Source organism: Syntrophotalea acetylenivorans (genome assembly GCF_001887775.1).
GTDB classification, from domain to species: domain Bacteria; phylum Desulfobacterota; class Desulfuromonadia; order Desulfuromonadales; family Syntrophotaleaceae; genus Syntrophotalea_A; species Syntrophotalea_A acetylenivorans.
Genome location: NZ_CP015519.1, coordinates 2,676,354 through 2,697,368, shown reverse-complemented (window position 1 = coordinate 2,697,368; position 21,015 = coordinate 2,676,354). Strand labels below are relative to the sequence as shown.

Genomic DNA, 21,015 nt, shown 5'->3' with positions numbered 1-21,015 from the left:
CTTCGGATGTGCAAAAGACAGGTCAAGTCACGTTTCACGCGAAGCCGCGAAGAGAGTCAAACCTGCAACCCGAGGCTTGGGTTTACTTCGTGGTCTTCTTGTACTTCGTGGTGCATCGATTGGCGATTTTTCTGACTATTGTCTCTCTGACTGCAACAGCGCCGCCCCCTACTGCGACAAAATTCACCGCGACGGAACAACCAACTCAAGCCCTGAAAGCCTCTTTGCACAGCCACTCAGGACAAACAACAGCAACAAGCTGATTACAAACCATCGCCCAAGCAACCGCATTCAGATTTCCTCTCAGCCCAGCTCGGCAAGCCGCACCAGCAACTCAGCTTCGCTCAGCCCGATGTGCAGCGGTTGACCAAACCCCTCGCCATCCCGGCGCAGCAGATCATAACGGGCTTCCTGCTTCTCCGTCGCCTTTTTAGTGCCAACAATCCCATAGTCGGCCAGTTGCGGCTGTGAGCAGCCGTTGGGGCAACCGGAGATGGCCCAGCTTTGCGCCCGACTTTGCGTTCCCAAAACTTTTTCAATTTGGCCGAGCAGATCACGGGTCGCCACCAACCCCTTGGGACAGTCGTGGCTACCGGGACAGACCCGGCACCGCAGAAACGCTTCGTCTGAGGGCAGCCCGAGCTGTTGCAGAGCGGTGCGCAACCTCGGTTCATCGACACCAGCGCCGAGGGAAACCAGCAGGTTTTGTTCGCGGCTGATTGCCAGAAAACCGTCGCCTGACGCATCAGCGATGGCCGCGACCTTGCGTAAATCGCCACTCGCCAACTGTGCCCCCGGGGCCGGCAGCTCAACCCAACCATTGGTGCCCGGCGCGATAGATACTCCGAACTGATCGTCGAGGGGAGTGGCCAGCGGCAGAGGCGCCGTGCCGGTGGTTTCTTTGGACAACAGAGAACGAAACTCCTGTTCGCCGATCTCTGCCAACAAATGCTTGAGGCGCTTGCCGGCCGATGCATGCTGCTGATAGACGCGGATTACCCCTTCAACCATGGGCAGCAATCGCTCTATCGGCACTCGATTCGCCAACAGGAAGGCCTCCTGCGGCTGACGACCGAGGCCGCCGGCCACCCACAGATCACATAATTCCCGATCTCCTTCCCGGCCGAGATAAACGAGCGCCAAATCCTGACAGAGATGGCGAGCCCCCTGGTATCCGTTTTCTACCGCCATCTTGAATTTTTTCGGCAGGCCTTCAAAATGGGGATTGCCGGTAAAATACCGATGCAAGCGCTCCACCAGCATTTGAATACGGTCGAAATTGCCGCCATCTGTACTGCAGGCTACCGCCCGCACTGCACCACCACAGGCGCCCCGGCTGGTCAGGCCGACGGCCTGCAGGCGTCGGAATACCTGCGCAATATTTTCGCCACGCAAGCCGTGCAGTTCTATATTGCCACGACAGGTCAGATGCAACGTTTCGCCACTGAATTCTTCAGCAAGATCGGCCACAACCGTAGCCTGCACAGCCGAGAGTAAACCGGCCGGCAGCTTGATCCTCAACATCAGATCGCCGGCGGCGTTTGACTGATAAATACCATTTATCTTGAGAGTTCGATAATCGATGGAGTGATTCATAAAACAAATCCTTGCATAAGTATACATAGCCAAAAAGCAGCTGGCGCGAGAGTTTTCACCTGACCAGCAACCACCACTATGCTCTTTGGATCAGCAAAGGTCAACATATCGGCCCCTTCGCACACCTGTTAACCGTTAAAGACTGCAATGTCAATCAATCGGCTTCCTTAGGCAGCTATCCTTTCCAGCAGTCTCTCCACTTGTTCTCCCAGAGGGAAAACATGGTCCTTAATAACCGCATCATCGTCCTGTTCCCTGGCACAGGGGTAGATATGCAACAACTCTCCGCCAGCAAACTGATCACCGTTTAAACCTTCAACCAGACTTGGTGGTGCAGCGGCAACCACCAGAACAATCAGGCCTGCCTCAGTCATCAACCGGGCAACCTCCGCAACCCGTTGCAGATGGGCCTGGTCGTCCAGATCACAACCAAGAGTGTCCCTCAGTTTTTCTCCATCGAGAAGGCAGGTATGACGTCCCAGGCTATGCAGTCTGCTCTCCAGCTGTTGCGGCAACTCGGAGACGGACTCATCAAGGGGACCGCTAAACCATACCACCTTGGGTTGCTGGCCTTTAAGAGCCGCTCGAGCTTCCTTACCCAACGGCTGAAACCTTCCGTTCTCAGTAGTGGATTTCGACAAAGCCCGGTGAATCATTCCGGCGGCCACCGTTGCGTTACTCAGACGATCGATGAGGATAAAACTGCCCGTGCCGTCGTTGTCGCGATAAGGATCAAAGGCGATGTCTTTGCTCACCGTGATCTGACACAAACCCACTTCGTTGAGTTCCAAAGCATCGGCAGAGAGTTGCTGCAGCGTATTGACATCGATCTTGTGCTTGATCTGCCGCACCTGGGCGGGAGCGGTGCCCGCTGCGGTTTTGAGCAAATAGCTACGACCGGGAGCCAGAGGCTGTTCGTGCAGCCAGGCCAGATGGGCTTCGAGTTGATCGCTTTGAGCCGGTCGCTGCCCGGGAGCAGCCAGTAAATCGCCGCGACTGATATCTATCTCATCAGTTAAGGTCAGGGTCACTGCCTGGCCTGCGACGGCCTGCGGCAAGTCCCCACCCAGCGTGACAATGCGCGCCACGCGGCTGGTCTGACCGGAACTGCTCACCACCACCGGATCGCCCGGACGAATCGTACCGGAGACGATGGTTCCGCAAAACCCGCGAAAATCCAGATCAGGTCGATTGACCCACTGTACCGGCAGGCGAAAGGGTCGATTGACTGCGCAATCTTCGATTTGTACCGACTCCAAATGCTCCAGCAAACCCGGCCCTTCGTACCAAGGGGTCCGCTCACTAACGTGCAGCACATTATCCCCCTCCAGAGCCGAAATCGGGATTGCGGTAATATCTTCGAAACCCAGCCCGGAGGCGAAACGCTGGTATTCCTCGCGGATGGCCTCGAAACGTTCCGCGCTGTAATCGACCAGATCCATTTTATTGACCGCCAGCACCACCCTACGGATGCCGACCAGAGAAACCAGGTAACTGTGGCGCCGGGTCTGGGTCAAAATGCCCTTGCGGGCATCGATCAGGATCACCGCGACCTGAGCCGTCGAGGCACCGGTGACCATATTGCGGGTGTATTGTTCATGACCGGGAGTATCGGCAACGATAAATTTACGCTTGTCGGTGGAAAAGTAGCGGTAAGCCACATCGATGGTGATACCCTGCTCCCGCTCGGCCTGAAGCCCGTCGAGCAACAGGGCATAATCGATATTCTCTCCCTGGGTGCCGACCCGCTTACTGTCGGCGCTCAAAGCAGCCAACTGATCCTCGAAAACCATCTTTGAATCCCAAAGCAAGCGACCAATAAGGGTACTCTTGCCGTCGTCAACACTGCCGCAGGTGATGAAACGCAGCAACCCCTTCTCTTCCTGACTTTTCAGGTAGGCATGAATATCTTCAGCTATAAGTTCCGATTGATGTGCCATTAGAAATATCCCTCCTGCTTCTTTTTCTCCATGGATCCACTCTGATCATGATCGATGACTCGGCCCTGCCGCTCCGAAGTGCGGGTCAGAAGCATCTCCTGAATGACTTCCGGCAGGGTGGCAGCCGTCGATTCCACCGCCCCGGTCAAGGGGTAACAGCCGAGAGTGCGAAAGCGAACCGACTTTGTCTGTACCTGCTCGCCGGGGTGCAACTTGAGGCGATCATCGTCTACCAATATCAGCATTCCATCTCGCTCCACGACCGGCCGCTCTTTGGCCAGATAGAGGGGCACGATCGGAATATTTTCCAGGTGGATATACTGCCACACGTCGAGCTCGGTCCAATTGGAGAGCGGAAAGGCCCGAATGCTCTCGCCGGGCTGAACCCGGGCGTTGTAAACATTCCACAACTCGGGGCGTTGGTTCTTCGGATCCCAGCGGTGGCTGGCGGTGCGAAAGGAAAAAATCCGCTCCTTGGCCCTGGACTTCTCTTCGTCCCGCCGGGCGCCGCCGAATGCCGCATCGAATTTGTACTTATCGAGAGCCTGTTTGAGACCCTCGGTTTTCATCACGTCAGTATGCACCGCCGAGCCGTGAACAAAGGGATCGATTCCCTGATCCACCCCTTCCTGGTTGACGTGAACCAGAAGATCAAAACCATATTCGGCCGCGATGCGGTCGCGAAATTCGATCATCTCCCGGAACTTCCAGGTGGTATCCACATGCATCAGCGGAAAAGGCGGCCGGGCCGGGTAGAAGGCCTTGCGTGCCAGGTGCAGCATGACCGCCGAATCCTTGCCCACCGAATAGAGCATTACCGGATTCTCGAATTCGGCTGCGACTTCGCGAATGATGTGGATACTTTCCGCTTCCAACTGTTCCAGGTGAGTCATGATCTTCTCCATCTAGTAATTGTTCTTGGTCCTTATTTAGCAACCCACTACCAGCGCTTCGATTTTTGCTCGAGGCCAAGGCGGCAAGAAGCAAGCACCGCAGGCGTAGCGAAAGCTACGTCGAGGATGCGAGCGACGCAGCCAACGCCGGCATCGGGCAAAAGGCGAAGCGCCAACCCCTATCGGTGGAGGCCGCACTCTTTATGTTCCGGATTCTCCCACCACCAGCGTCCCGCGCGGGGATGCTCCCCTTCCCGAACTGGCCGGGTACAGGGAGCGCAGCCGATGGAAGGATAGCCCTGACGATGCAGGCGATTGACCGGCAGGCGGTGCTCTTTGGCATAGTCCCAGACCTGCTCGTCACTCCAGTTGAGCAACGGGTTGATCTTCAGCAGGCCACCGTTTGCCTGGTCGACCTCGATGGACGCAAGCTCGGTGCGGGTTACGCTCTGCGCTCGGCGCAGGCCTGTGATCCACCCTCCTTTGCCGCTCAAGGCGCGACGCAAGGGCTCGACCTTGCGAATACGGCAGCACTCGTGACGATTGTCGAGACTGGCACGGAAGGAAAAAAGTCCCTTCTCCCGTTCCAGCTGTTCCACCGCCTGGCGCTCTGGAAAATACCAGTCGATGCTCAATGCATAGCGTTCAAGCAGTGCCTCGGCCACCTCGTAGGTTTCTTCGTTAAGACGACCGGTATCGAGGGCAAACACCCTCACTTCCCGAGCCACTTTATGCAGGATATCGATAAGCACTACGTCCTCGACACTGAAGGAACAGGCCAGGGTCACGGGACCGGTGGCGGCAGCGATACCCGCAGCGAGGATCTGCTCCGCTTGGGCATCAGCCGCCAATTGCGGCAAGCTTGCTGTTTGTTGCGAGGGTTGAGACATTTTTTCCTCCGTCAGGTCAGATGAAATATTCCGGTTCCCGCTCCGGTCGGCCGAAGGGGATGCGGTTCCATATCCGCTCGTGGCCAAAGTAGATGAACAACTTGCACAGGGTATCCGCCAAACCGATACTGGCGGCAAACTCGCCCTCGCCGGTAACGACATAAATAAGGCCCGTGGTAATGGCCGTAGCCAGCACCCTCCAGGAAAGTGCTTTAACAATACTGCGCCGTGTCGACTCCATCGCTCACTCCTAAACCACATCGTTTTACTTGTTTATTTCCAAAGGATCCTATTTTATACACACGGATTCTGTCAAGAATAAAATCACAGAAAAGCCCCTGCGTTTCCACGGCAGATAACCGTGCTTTTAAAAGAAAGTAACGCAACTAGCTAATATTTTTAGCTTTACTATGCTTGCCTTTATTTGAACCGCAGAAAGTATAGACACAAAAAAAGTCCGGAAGTAACACACTAAACTGGTGTGTTACTTCCGGACTCTGTTTGTTTTCACAGTGTGATCGCTGGGGATTTACTGAGTGAGCAGGTGCAAGAAGGACTAAACGGGAAAGATCGGAAGCCTGTAATTACTGACAGGCTCGCAATGCCATATGATGGATCATGGCCAGCAGGTTAAGAACTCGATAGCGGGTCGAACGCTGGCGCACCGCCTCTCGGCTCGCCGCATTATAAATTTTTATACCCAAACGCAGCAGGTCCTCATCGACTGTACCAAGAGCGATAACGCCTTCACGATTAAAGACCAGACCCTGTCCCCCCCCCATGACACACTGCTCAAGAAACTGCTGGTCAAATTCGATCCAGCGCTGGCGAAGTTGCGGATCCTCTATTAACTCTTCTGCAATCTGGTCGACAATCTGGCTACCGTCAGGACCGCAATAGGGCCGTTCAGCCATGACCTCCTCCTCTATCTGTAAGTGATCTGTTTTATCATCAAAGGTAACGCCAGGTGCTGCATTAGGCTTACGGCGACATCGTATCCAAGCTAAACCGGCTGCCAACACCCCCAACCCACTAATTATGCCCACATTGTCTCCTAATCAAAAGACCCGATAAGCCGTTACGGATTGCCCCGTGCCCTGTGGATAGACCTGTGGAAAACCTTGATAACCCAGAGTTCTCCCCTTCCAAGCCACAAGCAATCCCTGTAAACACCCGGAATAACTGCAATCAAACACCCAAAACTCTCGACAAGCTCCGCAGGTTCACAAGCGAAAGCAGTGGACAACTCATCCCGTCACTCGTCCCCATCACTCCCTGTGTCCGAAGCCTCGCTGAGCAACTCCATAGTATGAGCTACCCGTTGCGGCAAACCGCGTTTTTCCAGGGCCCCCCGTAGCATAATCAGGCAACCGGGGCAGTCAACAGCCACCACATCGGCGCCGCTGCGTAAAATGGAATTGATCTTGTCCTTGGTAATTTCACGACTAATTTCCGGATGACTGGCAAAGGAATAGCTGCCGCCAAAACCACAACAACGATCGGCCCGCTCCATCTCCACCAACTGCCAGCCAGCCCTGGCCAACAACTGCCGCGGCTCCTGCCAGACGCCGCACCCGCGCTTGAGGTGACAAGAATCGTGATAGGTCACGACACCTCGATTGTCCGCCGCTGACAAATCCGACTGTTGCTCTGCAACAAAGGCCGCCGCATCGAAAGTGATGGCCGCCAGTCGCCGGGCCGCCTCGGCATAATCCCCATCGTCTTGCAACAATTCGACAAAATGCTGTTTAAGGGCCGCGGTACAGGTCGGGCAGGTAGTAATTACCGCATCGGGATCATCGGCCAGCAACTCCCGAACATTCTGCCGAGCCAACTCCATGGCCGTCTGCCTGTCGCCGCTGTAGAGCGCTGGGATTCCACAGCAAGATTGGCCTTGAGGCAGTGTCACGGCAATATTGCAGCGGTTAAGAACAGCGACAAGGGAGAGGCCGATTTGCGGATGCACAAAGTCGGTGGCACAGCCGGCGAAGAGAGCAACCCGCAGGCGGGGGGCTTGAAGCTGCTCGTCTACCGCAGGCATAAGATCACGCAAGGGCTTGTCGGCAATGGCCGGCAGGGTTCTCCACTCGGTGAGGGAAGAGAAGTGCAAAGGCAGATGACGAATACTGCCCCGGTTTCCCGTGAGCGGCTTTTGCAAACGAGCCGCGCTGCGCAAGAGCGTATGAAACAACCGCCGGTTGCGCAACACCTTGCGAAAGAGCAGAGACTTGCCGAGGCCGAGGCCTTCCTGATCACCGATGCGGCGGCGCAGCTTTAGAATGATTTCTTCCAGGTCAATTTTGGCGGGACAGATTGCGGCACAAGCTCGGCATCCGATACAAGCCTTCACCAGTTCAGCAGCCGGCTCCAAACCCTCGAAAAAGGCCGTTAACACAACTCCGATAGCGCCGACATAGGTGCGACCAAAGACATGACCGCCGATGGTCTGGTACACGGGACACACGTTGGCACAGGCACCGCAGCGGAGACAACGCAAAGCATCCTTGCAATCGGCAGCCTCGCCCAAGGCGCTGCGTCCATTATCGAGCAACACGATGTGCAGCTCCTTGGCTGCCCCTTCCTGAGGCACCGGGCCACGAATCCAACTGACGTAGGAGGTCAGAGCTTGAGCTGTAGCACTGCGGGGCAGAACCTGCAAAACACGCATGGCATCCTCAAGGGTGGGCACCAACTTGTCGATGCCGACCAGCACCACATGCACTGGCGGCAAAGTCGCGACCAACCGGGCATTGCCCTCGTTGGTCACCAACGCCAGAGACCCAGTTTCAGCAACCGCCAGATTGGCACCACTGATGCCCATATCGGCTTGCAAAAATTTATCCCGCAATTGCTGCCGAGCCACAGCCACCAGGTGTTCGATATCAGCAGGCTCCGCCTGACCAGTTACCTGGCCGAACAGGGCCGCTACCTCATCGCGGAACATATGAATAGCCGGCATCACCATATGGCTCGGCCGCTGACCGGCGAGCTGTACAATCCACTCGCCAAGATCGGTCTCCAGGGCTTCGACGCCTGCTTCGCGCAGGGCCTGATTGAGTCCGACTTCTTCACTGGCCATGCTCTTACTCTTCACTGCCAGCTTGGCGCCACGACGGCGGGCCAACTCAACGATATAGTCGTTGGCGACCGACGCATCGGCGGCTTGGAACACGTGAGCGCCGGCCTTTTCGGCTAGCTCAATGAACTGATCGAGATACTGCCGGCGATGAAGACCCACTTCATCCTTGAGTTTGGCAATCGCCTCACGCTGAGCCTCAAAATCAAGGTCGGCCATGGCCTGCTCGCGAGCTTCCAGATAGGCGTCGCCAAAACGGTGCAGAGCGTCCTGCTGGCGGGTGGCACCCAGGGCGACATCGATGCGAGCTCGATAATCACGACTGCGTTGACGGCTCATAGAAAAGACCTCATCAGCTTTCCAGGGGATCTTCGGAGACCCCTTCCAACAGCAGAATGTGTAATTCTGCAGGGCCATGCACACCGATGGTCAACACCCGCTCGATATCGGCGGTGCGGCTCGGACCGGTAATAAAGGCGATGAAATCTGGGCTCCGGCGTCTCTGCAGTGCCCGCAATGGCCCCACTGCAGCCAGGCCGTCAGGCAGAATTTTGCGGGGGTCGAGAATCACGAAATGGCGTTGAGGCAGGGTACTGGCAAGACGCAGCGCTTCGTCAGTGCTGTCGAGGACCACCGTGCCGGTATCGGCCAGGGCAAAATTGGCCCCGGTTACTCCGGCACTGGCCCGGGCCGCACCGGCGCGAAAATGCTCCGTCAACACCTCGCAACCAGATTGGCGGAGTGCTTCGGCCAACCCTAAGCGCCGGCCAGAAGCAAAGTCCGGCAGCAGAACCGGACCTTCGGCATGGCGAGCGATATAATCGACCAAAGCAGTCCGGTCAAGGCAGCGCACCACCCGGGCTCCGACCCGGTCAGCAGCAGTGATAAAACGTTCGAGAGTTTCCATTTCGCTCCCTGCAAAACACCAACAGAAAAGACCGCCTCGGCACGACAGTAGCGCCCGAAAACGGTCTCTTGTCAAAAATTTCCCAGGCTGCCGATTACAACCCCTGGCCGGACTTGTAACGCTTCAGCCAGGCTTGAAACTCGCCCTCTTCATTTTCCAGCTCAAAGGCATTAATCAGCCCGCGGCGCAGGGCCAGGGCCACCGCCCGGTTACGCAAGTTGAAGGCATCGCCGAACTTGTCGCTATGGAACTGTTCCTGATCGATGCCAAGCTTGCTGTACAGAGAATTGAGGCGACTCTGCACTCCCCGACGGGACAAGTAACGACGCTGGGCGATAAGGTTGTCGGTCAAGCCAAGAGAAATATCAAGCAGCGCCTCGAATTCGATATCGGACAGAGCTGTCTGACTATGACCGGCCCGCCCCTGTACTTTGCGCACCTCGGGGTCGATCCAGCACTGCTCTTCAAGAAGGACTGTACGAACCGCCGAGCCGATGCGTTCATGGGTGTTGGACTTGAGGATATAGCCGTAGACCGTCTCGGGGGGCACGATACGGGACAGGGTACGCACATACATCTCGTCTTTAAACTGACTCCAGAAAACGATGCGCGCTTCGGGTTTGTGTTGCCACAGATTGCGGGCAAACTCAATGCCATTCATCTCCGGCATCTGAATATCGCTGATAACCAGCGGCTGTTCGCTCTCCAAAGCCATCTTCAGAGCGACCAGACCGTTATGGGCCCGGTTAATCTGGCAGGGGGTATCCCAAGACTTAACCAGCTGTTCCAAAAATTCCGCATCCCGCGGATTATCTTCCACAATCAGGATTTGCACCGGTTCGGTCATGCTCTCTCTCCTCCTGCGGCCGGCACGGCCAAGGTCAGCTCAAAGCGAGTGCCTGTAGAAAAACGCGACGGACTCCAGGCGACCTGACCGCCGATAGCACGGGACCGCTCGCGAATGTTATTGAGTCCCCGTCCTCCCCCCAGAGTGACCTGTTGGGTATCGAAACCGACACCGTTGTCTTCCACCGACAGCACTACCTGATCGCCCCGAAGATCGAGGTTTACCTCGTAGCGGCTGGCTCGTGCATGCTTGATAACGTTGTGAATCGCCTCAACGGCGATGCGGTAGAGGGTCAGCTTGGTCAACCTCGGCAGCCCGGCAGTATCGACTTCGGGGGAGATATACAGGTGATATTCGGGCACATCCCCCTTGCCGATATAGCGTTCCAGGTGGGACTGCAGAGCCGCACCGAGCCCAAGAATGTCGAGGGTCTGGGGATGCAGGTTATCCATCAAATGACGCAGATCGGCGATGGTTCCCTTAAGCTCGACTTCCAATACTTCAGCCTGGTCACGACAAGTCTCTTGTTTTTGCAGTACCTGCATACCCCTCAAAATAGAGGACAGGTCGGAAAGGGTCTGATCGTGAATATCCATGGCGATACGCCGCCGCTCTTCCTCGGCGCCTTCCAGAAGCTTCTCGGTACCGACCACGCGAATTAACTGCTCGGTCATGCGGTTGATGGACAGGGCCAAATCGTCCAATTCATCGCGCACCACCTCAGGAGCTGCCGGCGGGGTCAAGTCGCCACGCACGATACTGCCGGCGGTATCGGACAGCCGCTGCACCCGCCGTAGGATATGGCGGGAAAAGTAGAGAGACAGCAGAATACCGATGGGAATAGCTGCACCAAGGGCAATAACTGAAACCAGCGCCGCCCGATCCACAAGCTTGTCGATATCCTTGCTCGTAATGGGCTGTGAAGCTTCTTTCATCTGCTGGGTTACACTCGACAGAGCGGCCAATTGTGGCTGCAGTTGAGCCATACCCGACAGGAACTGGGTAAGATCGAGGCCAAGGCGGGGATTCAGCTGATCTACCGTTTTCAATAATTCATCGACCTTGGCCTGTTCAAGGTCCATCAGCGGTATGATGCGCTGCACTGCCAGAGTAAGATGGGCATGCATCTCCTCCAGTCGATCGAGCAGTTCCTGAATCTGTTGATCGTCTATCAGAAATTCTCTTACTCGCAGTTCATGCTGCCGAGCCAGGTCGAACATGCGTTGTGCTGCCATGTTGGCCTGGGTCAGAGAAAGAATGATGGTGCCCGTTTTCTGCAGCTGTTCCCTTTTTTGAGAAAGTTCCCAATAGGTATATTGCAGAAAACATAGCAACAGGGTCATCAGCAGCAGAACCGCTGCCGGGGCCATCAGAATCTGGTGTTTGAGAGCAATGCGCATAAGCCGGAAAGTATCACAGAAGCTAAAGGGTTGCACTGTGCATTCGCACAGTACAACCCTTTAGCCGGAAACAAATTTGGTAACATCCTTGCCTGCGTTCAAGAGCTCTTTTTCGTTTCGCGGGTAAAAGCATCGTGCGCCTCCGCAGCCAACAACTCGGGCCGGTCAAGATAACGGGGCGAATGATGAAAGACCCGTAACCGCATTGCACCGGCCAGGCGCCCGAGACAACCGGCGATGCGCGCCGTCAAATGGTTGCGCAAGCGGGCTCGTGGGAGATCTTGGTGGGCAAATACCGCCTCGATGACCAACAGGTGAGCATCCGTCGCTAAAGCGACAATCTTACGCAAATTGGGCCCTGTCGGCGAAGCGTCGGTGACGTAACAGACTTTCATGCCCCGCTCCGTGCTGGCAACTTCCTCGGCCAGTTCAGCTAGAAAAACCTCCTCGGTGCCAGCACCGACCAGAGGCACAGTCACCAGGGTCGTACCGGATGCCTGTTGCAGAACCAAATCCTTAAACCGGGCCAGCCAGGGCCCGGGCAGAAAACCGCGACGTTCCAGGACATCGCGATGAATGGCGATATGCAGTGGTTCCTCTAAGCAAAAAGCCAGAGAACTGATGTCGCCATGCTCAAGCCGATCCGCCCGCACATGGCAGAAGGGGGTCTCATAAAGCAGCCCGTCGGCACAATCCCGACCCGGTTGTGGCTCTGCAGTAAAACCGTTTTGAGCGCGGAAAACCGTTTCCTCCAGCCGGCCCCCCCGCCATTCCCGTATTGTGAGCACAAAGGAGAAGCCAGCGGTAAGGTTCCAGGTATAGCTGGCCAGACGTCCGGCCAGTTGGTCGGTGATTCCGGCTGGCCCGAACAGTTGCAGATTCCGGTCGTGATAAAGAAAAGCCCGCAGCAATGAATCAAAACCAACCAGATGGTCGATATGGCAATGGGATATGAACACCGCCCGGACTTTAAGCAACTCCCGAACAGTCAGCGTGTGCAACTCGCCGCAATCAAAGAGCAGAGCCTGCCCACGATGGGCCAGATGGATATACAACGCAGGGTCACCGAAAGGTCCGTTGACCAGGCGCGGATAGAATACCGACCTCATAAATACCGCCAAGCGGCCAGCACACTGCCGCGAACAGGGTTATGTCAGTTCGGAGACGGTTGGACATTCCATGGACCGCCCAGCCCATTTTGCGTTTCGGCTCGTTAAGCCCACCAGCCTCCTAGGGAACCTTTATGACCGTGTATAGTAATTGATTGCGCCGCTGCAGCAACAACCGTAGCACCTTCCCGGCAGGGACCTTAGCGGCCATCCGGCGCAGACTGGCTACATCTACGACAACCCGGCCATCAGCCTCGATGATCAGGTCTCCAACCTGCAGTCCTGCCGTGGCGCCAGGGCCGCCCGGGGTGATAGCCGCCACCAAGGCACCACGGCTATCTTCCAGGCGGTAGCGACGCTGCAACTCCGGAGACAGGTCGACCAAGCCCAGACCCAGCTTGTCGTCTATGGCACTACCCCCTTCAGCAATTTCTGTTTCATCGCTCAAACGGGCAATCATGACTTCAAGCCGGCGTTTTTTGCCATCCCGGAAAACGGTAATCTGGGCCGACTCGCCCACCGGCAACGCAGCTACCTGCTTGGGTAAATCGTTCAGTTCATCTACTACCCGGCCGTTTACAGACAAAATCACGTCTCCCCGTAAAACACCCGCCTTCTCAGCCGGTGAACCGCTGACCACTTCGGTCACCAGCGCCCCTTTGGCTTGCTTCAGGCCGAAAGAAGCCGCCAACTCTTCGGTCATAGCCTGTACCATGACCCCCAGCCAACCGCGCACTACCTGACCGGTTTCACGCAACTGGGCAATGACATCTTTAGCAATATCAACGGGAATGGCAAAACCAATTCCCTGACCGCCGGCCACTATGGCTGTATTAATGCCGACCACCTCACCCCTAACATTGAAAAGAGGTCCACCGGAATTGCCGGGATTGATAGAGGCATCGGTCTGAATAAAGTCGTCGTAAGGACCGGCGCCGATTACCCGCCCCTTGGCCGATACAATTCCGACCGTCACTGTCTGAGCCAGGCCAAAGGGATTGCCGATGGCCATCACCCATTCGCCAACCTTGAGAGACTCACTGTTACCGAGACTCGCTACCGGCAGCTTTTCAGAACCGGTATCGATCTTCAGTAAAGCCAGGTCGAGCTTGCTGTCCCCGCCCTGAAGCTCAGCAGTAAAACTCCGCCCGTCAGCCAGCTTGACCTTGATTTCATCAGCGTCGTTAACCACATGGTGGTTCGTCAGAATATAGCCGTCGGCAGAGATGATAAAGCCGGAACCGAGAGAACGCTGCTGGCGGGAGCGGTTTGGCTGCCCCTGAAAAAAATGCTCGAAAAAGTCTTCAAAAAGGTCGCTCTGCGGTCCCCGCAGCCCCGGCAGGGCCGGTCTCCGGGATTGTACGGTTTTGGAGGTGTTGATGTTAACCACCGCCGGTTTGAGTTGTTCGGACAGAGTCACAAAGTCAGGCGTAGTGGCCGCCCCCAGAAAACCCGGATCGACACCCACCCAGACCAGTGACAACAACACCAGTAAAGCATATCTGTATATTCTCATACGACCTCCTCTGAACGACCACGGAAACAGCCTTGCAGCAACGGTACCTATCAGTTCAAGCATCGTTCATTCAAGGAACCCTGGCTGCTTAACGCACCTGTAGATTCGACCTATTTAATCACTCGCAGACAAGATGTCAATAGGGACAGATCCCGCAGGAAGTCCATCACTGCTCTTACAGAATTTAGAGCGAAAAGAACAAAGGAAAGGAGTCAAAGACTAAAGGTTGTCTATTTTGAGGCAGGCAGAGCGGCAGAGAATTCCCGAAAGTCCAGGCAATTACCCGAGGGGTCAAGCAAGAGAGTTGTTATTAGCGAGCCATTCCTCGGGACCTTGAGCCGGCAGAAAAACAGTAAAGGAGGTTCCTTCACCGGGGGTTGAAGCAACCTCGACTCGTCCGCCGTGAGCCTCGGCCAAAGATTTGACGATGGCCAGACCAAGGCCGGTACCGCCATCTTCACGATTACGCGCCTTGTCGACCCGGTAGAAACGATCGAAGATATGAGGTAGATGTTCCGCAGGAATACCGATACCGCTATCGCTGACTGTCACCTTGGCCTCACCATCAACCACAGCCAGAGTTATTTCAACCTGTCCCCCTTCAGGAGTATAGTTGACCGCATTGGCAATCAGGTTGAGAAAAACCTGCCGCAGGCGAAGCTCATCCCCCATCAGGCGAATCTCTTCGGTAACTTCGAGATTGAGATAGGTCTTGATCTTCTTTGCTTCGCCCAACGTGTTGGCCTGGAGATAAACTCCCTGCAGCAGATCGCTAAGGCTGAAGGGTTTGATTACCAGAGATCTGGTTCCCGCTTCGCTTTTGGCAAGGGTCAATAGATCTTCGATAATACGCCCCATGCGATCAATTTCTTCCATGCTTGACTCAAGCATTTTGCGGAATTCGTCGGGGTGTTTGGCCCAGCGTAAAGCTACCTCTGTCTCCCCTTTGAGAATGGTTAAGGGAGTGCGCAACTCATGAGAAGCGTCGCCAGAGAACTGGCGAATCTTGCGGAAGGACTCTTCCAGATTAGCCAACATGGCATTAAACGTTTCGGCAAGGCGCGATATTTCATCCCGCGCCTTGCCGACAGGTAGTCTTCGATTGAGATTGTCAGCATTTACCTTGCGCATGGCACGGGTGATGTTATTCACCGGCGCCAACGCTCGGCCAGCCAGAAACCAGCCACAAACCGCCACGACAATCAAAGCCAGGGGACTATACAGGAGCAGCAACGAACGCAAATCCCGCAAGGGCTGCTCAACCCGCCCCAGACCGATGGCGGCTTGAAAGAAAAAGCGCTGTCCCTCTCGCTGTTCCAGCGGCAAAATCAACTGCCGTTGAGAATGGCGCCCGGGAAAGGGTACCGTAGTCAGCAGTGGACCTTCACTGCGCACCGCCTCCAACATCCAGTCCTGCAGAGGCGGCATCAGTTTTTTCGCACCTTTTGCCTCGCAGACCCGACGGCCGTCTTCATCTACCACGCGATACAACTCGCCCAGCCGAAAACGGCGAGCGAACTCATCAACAGCTGCGCAATCGATCGACTCGCCGCCCCCCAACTGCTCGCGCAAAAGGCTCTGCTCCCCAACCATACTTAAAAGCCGCTGATCCAGCTGTTTAAGCAGACTGTGAGACAGATAGGCATACCAGATGCCGCTACTGACCCCAAGGACCAGCAGCAGAATCAGAGCATTCCAGATACTCAGCTTTGCTCGGAGGGAAGCCGAGAACAATCAGCCCTCCTTAAGCACGTAACCGACTCCGCGCACCGTATGAATCAACTTGGTGTCGTAATCGCGGTCGACCTTTTTACGCAAATAGTTCACGTACACGTCGATAATATTGGTAAAGGAGTCAAAAGTGTAATCCCAGACATGTTCGGCAATCATGGCCCGGGTCAAAACTTCGTTGGGATTTCGCATGAAATATTCGAGCAAACCGTATTCTTTGGCCGTAAGATCAATCTCCTTGTCAGAGCGCCAAACCTTGTGGGAAACCGGATCGAGGCGCAGGTCGGCAAAGAAAATTTCAGCACCGCGGTCTTTGCTGGTGCGCCGCAGCAGGGCCTTGACCCGGGCCAACAGCTCACCAAAGGCAAAGGGCTTGGTCAGGTAATCGTCGCTGCCCGTTTCGAGACCTTCGACGATATCTTCCACCGCGTCCTTGGCGGTCAAACAGAGGACCGGAGTGGCGATATCCTGCTCGCGCAGTTCACGGATCACCGACAGGCCGTCTTTTTTCGGCAGCATGAGATCCATCAGGATCACATCGTAAGGATTGTTGGCGGCCATATCGAGGCCCTCTTCGCCGTCATAAGCCACATCAACGGAGAAGCTTTCTTCCTCCAGACCGCGCTTGATGAAGCTGGCAACTTTTTTTTCGTCTTCGACAACTAATACACGCATAATTATTCTCCTTTGTTTCGTGATACGCTTGCTCTGTTATGCAGAATCGCGGCCCACATAACGGCTATTTTAATTTTAGTTTGACCAATACCTCATTAGCGGTTTCCTCAACAGCCTTCCCCGACACATCGACCATAATCCAACCGTTACGACGGAAAAACGCTTTAGCAAACCGAAGTTCTTCTTCAATTTCTTCCAAATCTGAATACGCGGCCCGGGCATCCTGACCGAGATGTCGCAGCCTGGCAGCACGCAATTCAGCTAACCGCTGGGGATCAATATAGAGTCCGGCCACCCGCTTTGGGTCGACCTGCATCAATTCCACCGGTGGTTCAATCCCCTTGACCAGCGGCACATTGGCCACCTTCCAGCCGCGATGAGCCAAGTAGGTCGAGAGCGGAGTCTTGCTGGTTCGTGACACCCCCGCCAGCACGATATCGGCATGGGGCAAATGACGCAGCTCCTGCCCATCGTCGTGCTTAACGGTAAATTCAACCGCCTCAATACGGCGGAAATAATCTTCATCCATGTCGTGCAGCAAACCGGGGGTTTGCTTGGGAGATCGACCAAAAAACTCGGAAACCTTCATTAACAATGGTGTAATCAAATCAAGATGTGGCAACCCCAGTGCTTCGCACTCGTCGTGTACCAGTTGCGCCAATTCCCGATTGACCATGGTATAAACCACCAGAGCACGGCTCTTGAGAGCCTCATCCAAATGCTTGAAAATACTGTTTTTATCCCGCACATGGCTAAGGCGCTTGACCCGGACAGCCTTGTCACGAAACTGAATAAGAGCGGCATTAACAATCTTTTCCGCCGTCTCTCCGGTCGCATCGGATAGGAGGTAAATCAGTTGCGGTTCCTCCATACCTTCTCCTCATGAAAATGATGATCAAATACTAACAGACCTTGATTAAGAAGCAAGCTGCGAGCGATAATTAATCCTGTCGAATCCGAACCAGAGAGGGAGCAACGATTAGCATCATCAAAACCAGGTTCTCGCTCCGGGGAATCGTTATCCCCCAAAGAAAATAGCGGTTCTCATTAAAAATATTGCAGGGGATTACACTAAACTCCTACTATCTTTGTCAAGAACTTTCTGCGTCATTTATTATTGCTTTTGACAGACCACCTCTGCTAAACAGGGGGAATGAATAGTACTTGGCTTGAAATAATTATTCCGGCCCCCGCTTTCGCGGTGGATCTGATTTGTCACGAAATGATCGAACTCGGTTCACAAGGAGTCACCGTAGAGGAACGGCAGCTCGATACCTTCGTTATGCCGGATCCTGACGAACACTCCCCTGAACACTTCCATCTGAAAACTTATTTCCCCAATGCAGACAGAGCGGAACAGCTTAAAGAGCAAATTGCTGAGCGGCTACAAGCCTTAAAAACATTAATGCCGAACCTGCCTGATATCGATATCGAGCTGCACCCCATCTGTCAGCAGGACTGGGCCGAAGACTGGAAGCAGCACTTCACAACAACCCGCATCGGGCGCCGACTGGTCATCAAACCGACCTGGGAGGACTTTTCCGCCGCCCCTTCGGATGCGGTGATCACTCTTGATCCCGGCATGGCCTTCGGTACAGGCACCCATGATACTACCCGGCTTTGTCTCGAAGCACTGGCCCAGCTTTTTGATCAACAACCGCTGCAACGGGTCCTTGACGTCGGCACGGGCTCTGGCATTCTAGCCATCGCAGCTGCCGCCCTTGGCGCCCAACAGGTAGTGGCTTGCGATATTGAACCCCAGTCCTGCCTGGTGGCTGCCGAAAATGCTCGCCTGAACGGTGTCGACAACAGGATACAGATTACCGACCGAGCTCTGAATGAATTGGAAGATGGCTTTGAGCTGGTGCTGGCCAACATTCTGGCCGAAGAAAATATCCGCCTGGCGCCGGAACTGGTCAGCCGACTGGCTCCCGGGGGCAGCCTGGTATTATCCGGCATTCTGGTAGAAAAGGAACAACTGGTGGTCGACGCCCTGCGAGCCTTTTCCCTGAGCGGACCGAACATTTACCGAACGGCGGAGTGGTCCTGCCTGATCTATCGGAAAGAAGCCTGAATGCATCGTTTTTTTGTGCCGCCGGAGGTCTTGACTGATGTCGAGGTCTCCTTGTCCGGAGAAGTGCTGCACCACTTGGCAGTCGTGCTGAGGTTAGCCCCTGGCGAAGAAATCCTGTTATTAGATGGGCTCGGCAATCTTTGCCGGTGTCGTATCAGGGAATTAAAGAAAAAAGTTGGACGGGCGACCGTTTTGGAACGCTGGCAGGAAACGGACACTGCATTCCCTATCCATTTGTTGCAGGCCCTGCCAAAGGGTGACAAAATGGATTTGATTCTGCAAAAAGGCACGGAGCTGGGCATCGGCCGCTTTTCACCTCTGTTCAGCTGCCGCAGTGTTGCCAAACTCGCCCCGGACAGAGCAGAAAAACGCTGTCAACGGTGGCAACGTATCGTCTGCGAGGCCGCACGACAAAGCCGCAGACCGCTGTTGCCATCGGTGATGGAACCATGTCAACTAAGCGACGCTTTAGCCAAATGTGACGAGGGCCTGAAGCTGATGCTCTGGGAAGAAGGCAGCCAGCCTCTTGCTGAGGCCCTGCCGAACAAAGCTCCCGATTCACTGGCACTTCTGGTCGGCCCGGAGGGCGGATTTACTGCCGAAGAGGCCCGACTGGCAACCCTGGCCGGTTTTCAACCGGTACACCTTGGACCCCGTATTATGCGCAGCGAAACAGCTGGCTTTGCGGTGACGGCAGTTCTACAATACCGCTATGGTGACCTGGGTTCCGACACAATCTGACGAAAACCGCCAAGACCAAACAGAGATTTTCGGCCTCATGATTAAAACAGACTTGCTGCTAAATTTCTTCAACAATCTGCCGTCAAAGACCGCGCCGGGAGGACAGGGATGAAGTGCCCCAAATGTGGTTACCAAAGCTTCAACAATCTGGCTGCCTGTAAAAAGTGCGGCCGAGACCTGACCCAAGAGCAGCTGAAGCTCAACCTTGGCAATCCGGTTGTTCCTCCCCTGCCGGTTCAACCAGCAGAAGAGCCACCTCCTGCCGCCGAAGAAGTTCCTGCCACCCCCGTTCCTGAACCGGTTGCCGTTAAGGAACAGGAGATTCCGGAAGATGAACATGTATTGGAAGACTTTTTCCAGTCCATTGACAGCCTGGATCATGACCAGATTCCAGCAGCTCTCCCCATGGATATACCTCGGCCGACCAACACCGGCAAGGATTCAAAAGTCAAAAGGAAAGCTGCGACAGACGTTCCTCAATGGATCCAGGAATCTCCCCAAGGAGACTTCCCTTTTGAGGAGCTTGATTCCGACCTCGACGCTCTGCGGTTAACTCCATCAGCAGAACCGGAATCCGATGACGCTTCGCCCTTTGACGATGTCGATGACTTTGAAATCGACTGGCAGTCGCCCCTGGATGTGGAGGCCGTCGCCAAAGCGGAACCGGCAATCGTGAAAGAATCAGCCAATGAACCGCAACCTCTCAAAAAAGAAGAAAACCGTGAAGAGGTTCCTACAATAGAAGAACCGATCACGGAACAATCTAAAACCGTTTCTATTGAAAATTTCGTCGAATTGGAATCAATAAAGGCGGAAGTTCCCCCCTCCCCTTCAACTACCGAACAGCGGGACAAAGATAAGGAATGGCCACTCCCCGAACTTCCAAAGGACCATCAGTCCGAGAAAAGCTTTACCCTGGAGGAGTCCAGCGAACCTCTACCGCCCGTCGAAGAAGTCCTAGAGGAAGCCGAGGCCTCCTTGCCGCAGCCCGCTGAGGTGCAGGAGGAACTGCCCCTGGCTGCCAGAGAAATCGAGGCGCCTGCTAAACAGCCCAATATCGCCGCGATTTTTCTGCCCGATGCAGAACGGGACCCCATCGCCAGCGGGGCCCAACTGTTGACCCGACGCGCCAAAGCTTACCTGACGGACCTCGGCCTGCTGACGGTCATCTTTGCCCTTTTCATCTGTGCCGGTGAGTTCGCCCGCTCGCCAGGGACCGGGGATCGGTTCCAGTTCACCAGCGATGTACTGCTGGATCTGGCCACTCCCTATTTCCTGGTCTTTTTTGCCCTCTGTTTCGGTTACTTTACCCTCTTTCACTACCTTAGCGGTCAGACCCCTGGAAAAATGTTCTTCGATGTGAGGGTCGAGGGCGACGATCATGACAGCATCACTTTGGCCCAGGCCTTTTTGCGCTGCGTTGGAGGTTTGATCTCACTGCTGCCGGCGGGGCTCGGTTTTTTATCGATCGTACTCAATGAGGAGCAGAGAGGATGGAACGACCAGCTATCGAATTGCCAAGTGGTCATGCTGGACGAGTCGAGAGAAGACTAAACCATAACTTTCGACCACCACGGCTGCTTAGTGATTTTCAGGGGATAAGGCAGGCAGAGGATATAT

General features: G+C 55.2%; 18 protein-coding genes. 3 read left to right on the top strand and 15 right to left on the bottom strand.

All coding sequences use genetic code 11. The features are described 5' to 3' along the window. Positions 1-303: 303 nt before the first annotated feature. The 15 genes from A7E78_RS12350 to A7E78_RS12280 form a co-directional block, all read right to left on the bottom strand. Positions 304-1,596 carry a nitrite/sulfite reductase gene (locus A7E78_RS12350; protein ID WP_072284565.1) on the bottom strand — a complete coding sequence of 431 codons (1,293 nt, stop codon included), beginning with the start codon at positions 1,594-1,596 and terminating at the stop codon, positions 304-306. A 167-nt stretch (positions 1,597-1,763) separates the two neighbouring features. Next, positions 1,764-3,536, bottom strand: coding sequence for a sulfate adenylyltransferase subunit CysN (cysN, locus tag A7E78_RS12345; protein ID WP_083553080.1), 1,773 nt, complete (start codon positions 3,534-3,536; stop codon positions 1,764-1,766). Then, positions 3,536-4,441 carry a sulfate adenylyltransferase subunit CysD gene (cysD, locus tag A7E78_RS12340; protein WP_072284564.1) on the bottom strand — a complete coding sequence of 302 codons (906 nt, stop codon included), beginning with the start codon at positions 4,439-4,441 and terminating at the stop codon, positions 3,536-3,538. Before cysD ends, cysN begins: the two co-directional genes overlap by 1 nt. 167 nt (positions 4,442-4,608) lie before the next feature. Beyond that, positions 4,609-5,319, bottom strand: coding sequence for a phosphoadenylyl-sulfate reductase (locus tag A7E78_RS12335; protein WP_072284563.1), 711 nt, complete (start codon positions 5,317-5,319; stop codon positions 4,609-4,611). Between the two features lie 16 nt (positions 5,320-5,335). Continuing rightward, positions 5,336-5,560, bottom strand: coding sequence for a DUF2061 domain-containing protein (locus tag A7E78_RS12330; protein WP_072284562.1), 225 nt, complete (start codon positions 5,558-5,560; stop codon positions 5,336-5,338). 343 nt (positions 5,561-5,903) lie between these two features. Continuing rightward, positions 5,904-6,233 (bottom strand): hypothetical protein, encoded by a 330-nt coding sequence (locus A7E78_RS12325; protein ID WP_072284561.1) that lies wholly within the window; start codon positions 6,231-6,233, stop codon positions 5,904-5,906. A gap of 341 nt (positions 6,234-6,574) precedes the next feature. Next, positions 6,575-8,734 carry an L-lactate dehydrogenase (quinone) large subunit LdhH gene (ldhH, locus tag A7E78_RS12320; protein WP_072284560.1) on the bottom strand — a complete coding sequence of 720 codons (2,160 nt, stop codon included), beginning with the start codon at positions 8,732-8,734 and terminating at the stop codon, positions 6,575-6,577. 13 nt (positions 8,735-8,747) lie between these two features. Continuing rightward, on the bottom strand, positions 8,748-9,302 hold the full coding sequence (locus A7E78_RS12315; protein WP_072284559.1) for a LutC/YkgG family protein: 555 nt from the start codon (positions 9,300-9,302) through the stop codon (positions 8,748-8,750). A gap of 94 nt (positions 9,303-9,396) precedes the next feature. Beyond that, positions 9,397-10,149 carry a response regulator transcription factor gene (locus A7E78_RS12310; protein WP_083553079.1) on the bottom strand — a complete coding sequence of 251 codons (753 nt, stop codon included), beginning with the start codon at positions 10,147-10,149 and terminating at the stop codon, positions 9,397-9,399. After that, the gene (locus tag A7E78_RS12305; RefSeq protein WP_072284558.1) at positions 10,146-11,549 is read right to left on the bottom strand and encodes a sensor histidine kinase; all 1,404 of its coding nucleotides are present in this window, start codon (positions 11,547-11,549) and stop codon (positions 10,146-10,148) included. Before A7E78_RS12305 ends, A7E78_RS12310 begins: the two co-directional genes overlap by 4 nt. Positions 11,550-11,647: 98 nt before the next feature. Further along, the gene (locus A7E78_RS12300) at positions 11,648-12,658 is read right to left on the bottom strand and encodes a ribonuclease Z (RefSeq protein ID WP_072284557.1); all 1,011 of its coding nucleotides are present in this window, start codon (positions 12,656-12,658) and stop codon (positions 11,648-11,650) included. A 121-nt stretch (positions 12,659-12,779) separates the two neighbouring features. After that, a complete protein-coding gene (locus tag A7E78_RS12295) occupies positions 12,780-14,174 on the bottom strand; it encodes a DegQ family serine endoprotease (RefSeq protein ID WP_072284556.1) in 1,395 nt (464 codons plus the stop codon). A gap of 291 nt (positions 14,175-14,465) precedes the next feature. Then, positions 14,466-15,908: a sensor histidine kinase gene (locus A7E78_RS12290; protein ID WP_072284555.1), complete on the bottom strand. Its 1,443-nt coding sequence runs from the start codon at positions 15,906-15,908 to the stop codon at positions 14,466-14,468. Beyond that, the gene (locus tag A7E78_RS12285) at positions 15,909-16,580 is read right to left on the bottom strand and encodes a response regulator transcription factor (protein WP_072284554.1); all 672 of its coding nucleotides are present in this window, start codon (positions 16,578-16,580) and stop codon (positions 15,909-15,911) included. A 64-nt stretch (positions 16,581-16,644) separates the two neighbouring features. Then, a complete protein-coding gene (locus tag A7E78_RS12280; RefSeq protein WP_072284553.1) occupies positions 16,645-17,451 on the bottom strand; it encodes a pyruvate, water dikinase regulatory protein in 807 nt (268 codons plus the stop codon). A 282-nt stretch (positions 17,452-17,733) separates the two neighbouring features. Here A7E78_RS12280 and prmA point away from each other — a divergent pair, with 282 nt between their 5' ends. The 3 genes from prmA to A7E78_RS12265 all read left to right on the top strand — a co-directional run bounded on the left by prmA (position 17,734) and on the right by A7E78_RS12265 (position 20,949). Further along, positions 17,734-18,654 (top strand): 50S ribosomal protein L11 methyltransferase, encoded by a 921-nt coding sequence (gene prmA / locus A7E78_RS12275; RefSeq protein ID WP_072284552.1) that lies wholly within the window; start codon positions 17,734-17,736, stop codon positions 18,652-18,654. Continuing rightward, positions 18,655-19,395: a 16S rRNA (uracil(1498)-N(3))-methyltransferase gene (locus A7E78_RS12270; RefSeq protein WP_072284551.1), complete on the top strand. Its 741-nt coding sequence runs from the start codon at positions 18,655-18,657 to the stop codon at positions 19,393-19,395. A 108-nt stretch (positions 19,396-19,503) separates the two neighbouring features. Continuing rightward, a complete protein-coding gene (locus A7E78_RS12265) occupies positions 19,504-20,949 on the top strand; it encodes an RDD family protein (RefSeq protein WP_072284550.1) in 1,446 nt (481 codons plus the stop codon). The last annotated feature ends 66 nt before the right edge of the window (positions 20,950-21,015 follow it).

What these genes read in the sequence shown, in the direction of transcription:
- A7E78_RS12285 (WP_072284554.1), bottom strand. Translation starts at nt 16,580, where the DNA reads ATGCGTGTATTAGTTGTCGAAGACGAAAAAAAAGTTGCCAGCTTCATC.
- A7E78_RS12295 (WP_072284556.1), bottom strand. Translation starts at nt 14,174, where the DNA reads ATGAGAATATACAGATATGCTTTACTGGTGTTGTTGTCACTGGTCTGG.
- A7E78_RS12330 (WP_072284562.1), bottom strand. Translation starts at nt 5,560, where the DNA reads ATGGAGTCGACACGGCGCAGTATTGTTAAAGCACTTTCCTGGAGGGTG.
- cysN (WP_083553080.1), bottom strand. Translation starts at nt 3,536, where the DNA reads ATGGCACATCAATCGGAACTTATAGCTGAAGATATTCATGCCTACCTG.
- A7E78_RS12305 (WP_072284558.1), bottom strand. Translation starts at nt 11,549, where the DNA reads ATGCGCATTGCTCTCAAACACCAGATTCTGATGGCCCCGGCAGCGGTT.
- A7E78_RS12350 (WP_072284565.1), bottom strand. Translation starts at nt 1,596, where the DNA reads ATGAATCACTCCATCGATTATCGAACTCTCAAGATAAATGGTATTTAT.
- A7E78_RS12315 (WP_072284559.1), bottom strand. Translation starts at nt 9,302, where the DNA reads ATGGAAACTCTCGAACGTTTTATCACTGCTGCTGACCGGGTCGGAGCC.
- A7E78_RS12270 (WP_072284551.1), top strand. Translation starts at nt 18,655, where the DNA reads ATGCATCGTTTTTTTGTGCCGCCGGAGGTCTTGACTGATGTCGAGGTC.
- ldhH (WP_072284560.1), bottom strand. Translation starts at nt 8,734, where the DNA reads ATGAGCCGTCAACGCAGTCGTGATTATCGAGCTCGCATCGATGTCGCC.
- prmA (WP_072284552.1), top strand. Translation starts at nt 17,734, where the DNA reads ATGAATAGTACTTGGCTTGAAATAATTATTCCGGCCCCCGCTTTCGCG.
- cysD (WP_072284564.1), bottom strand. Translation starts at nt 4,441, where the DNA reads ATGGAGAAGATCATGACTCACCTGGAACAGTTGGAAGCGGAAAGTATC.
- A7E78_RS12310 (WP_083553079.1), bottom strand. Translation starts at nt 10,149, where the DNA reads ATGACCGAACCGGTGCAAATCCTGATTGTGGAAGATAATCCGCGGGAT.
- A7E78_RS12335 (WP_072284563.1), bottom strand. Translation starts at nt 5,319, where the DNA reads ATGTCTCAACCCTCGCAACAAACAGCAAGCTTGCCGCAATTGGCGGCT.
- A7E78_RS12300 (WP_072284557.1), bottom strand. Translation starts at nt 12,658, where the DNA reads ATGAGGTCGGTATTCTATCCGCGCCTGGTCAACGGACCTTTCGGTGAC.
- A7E78_RS12280 (WP_072284553.1), bottom strand. Translation starts at nt 17,451, where the DNA reads ATGGAGGAACCGCAACTGATTTACCTCCTATCCGATGCGACCGGAGAG.
- A7E78_RS12265 (WP_072284550.1), top strand. Translation starts at nt 19,504, where the DNA reads ATGAAGTGCCCCAAATGTGGTTACCAAAGCTTCAACAATCTGGCTGCC.
- A7E78_RS12325 (WP_072284561.1), bottom strand. Translation starts at nt 6,233, where the DNA reads ATGGCTGAACGGCCCTATTGCGGTCCTGACGGTAGCCAGATTGTCGAC.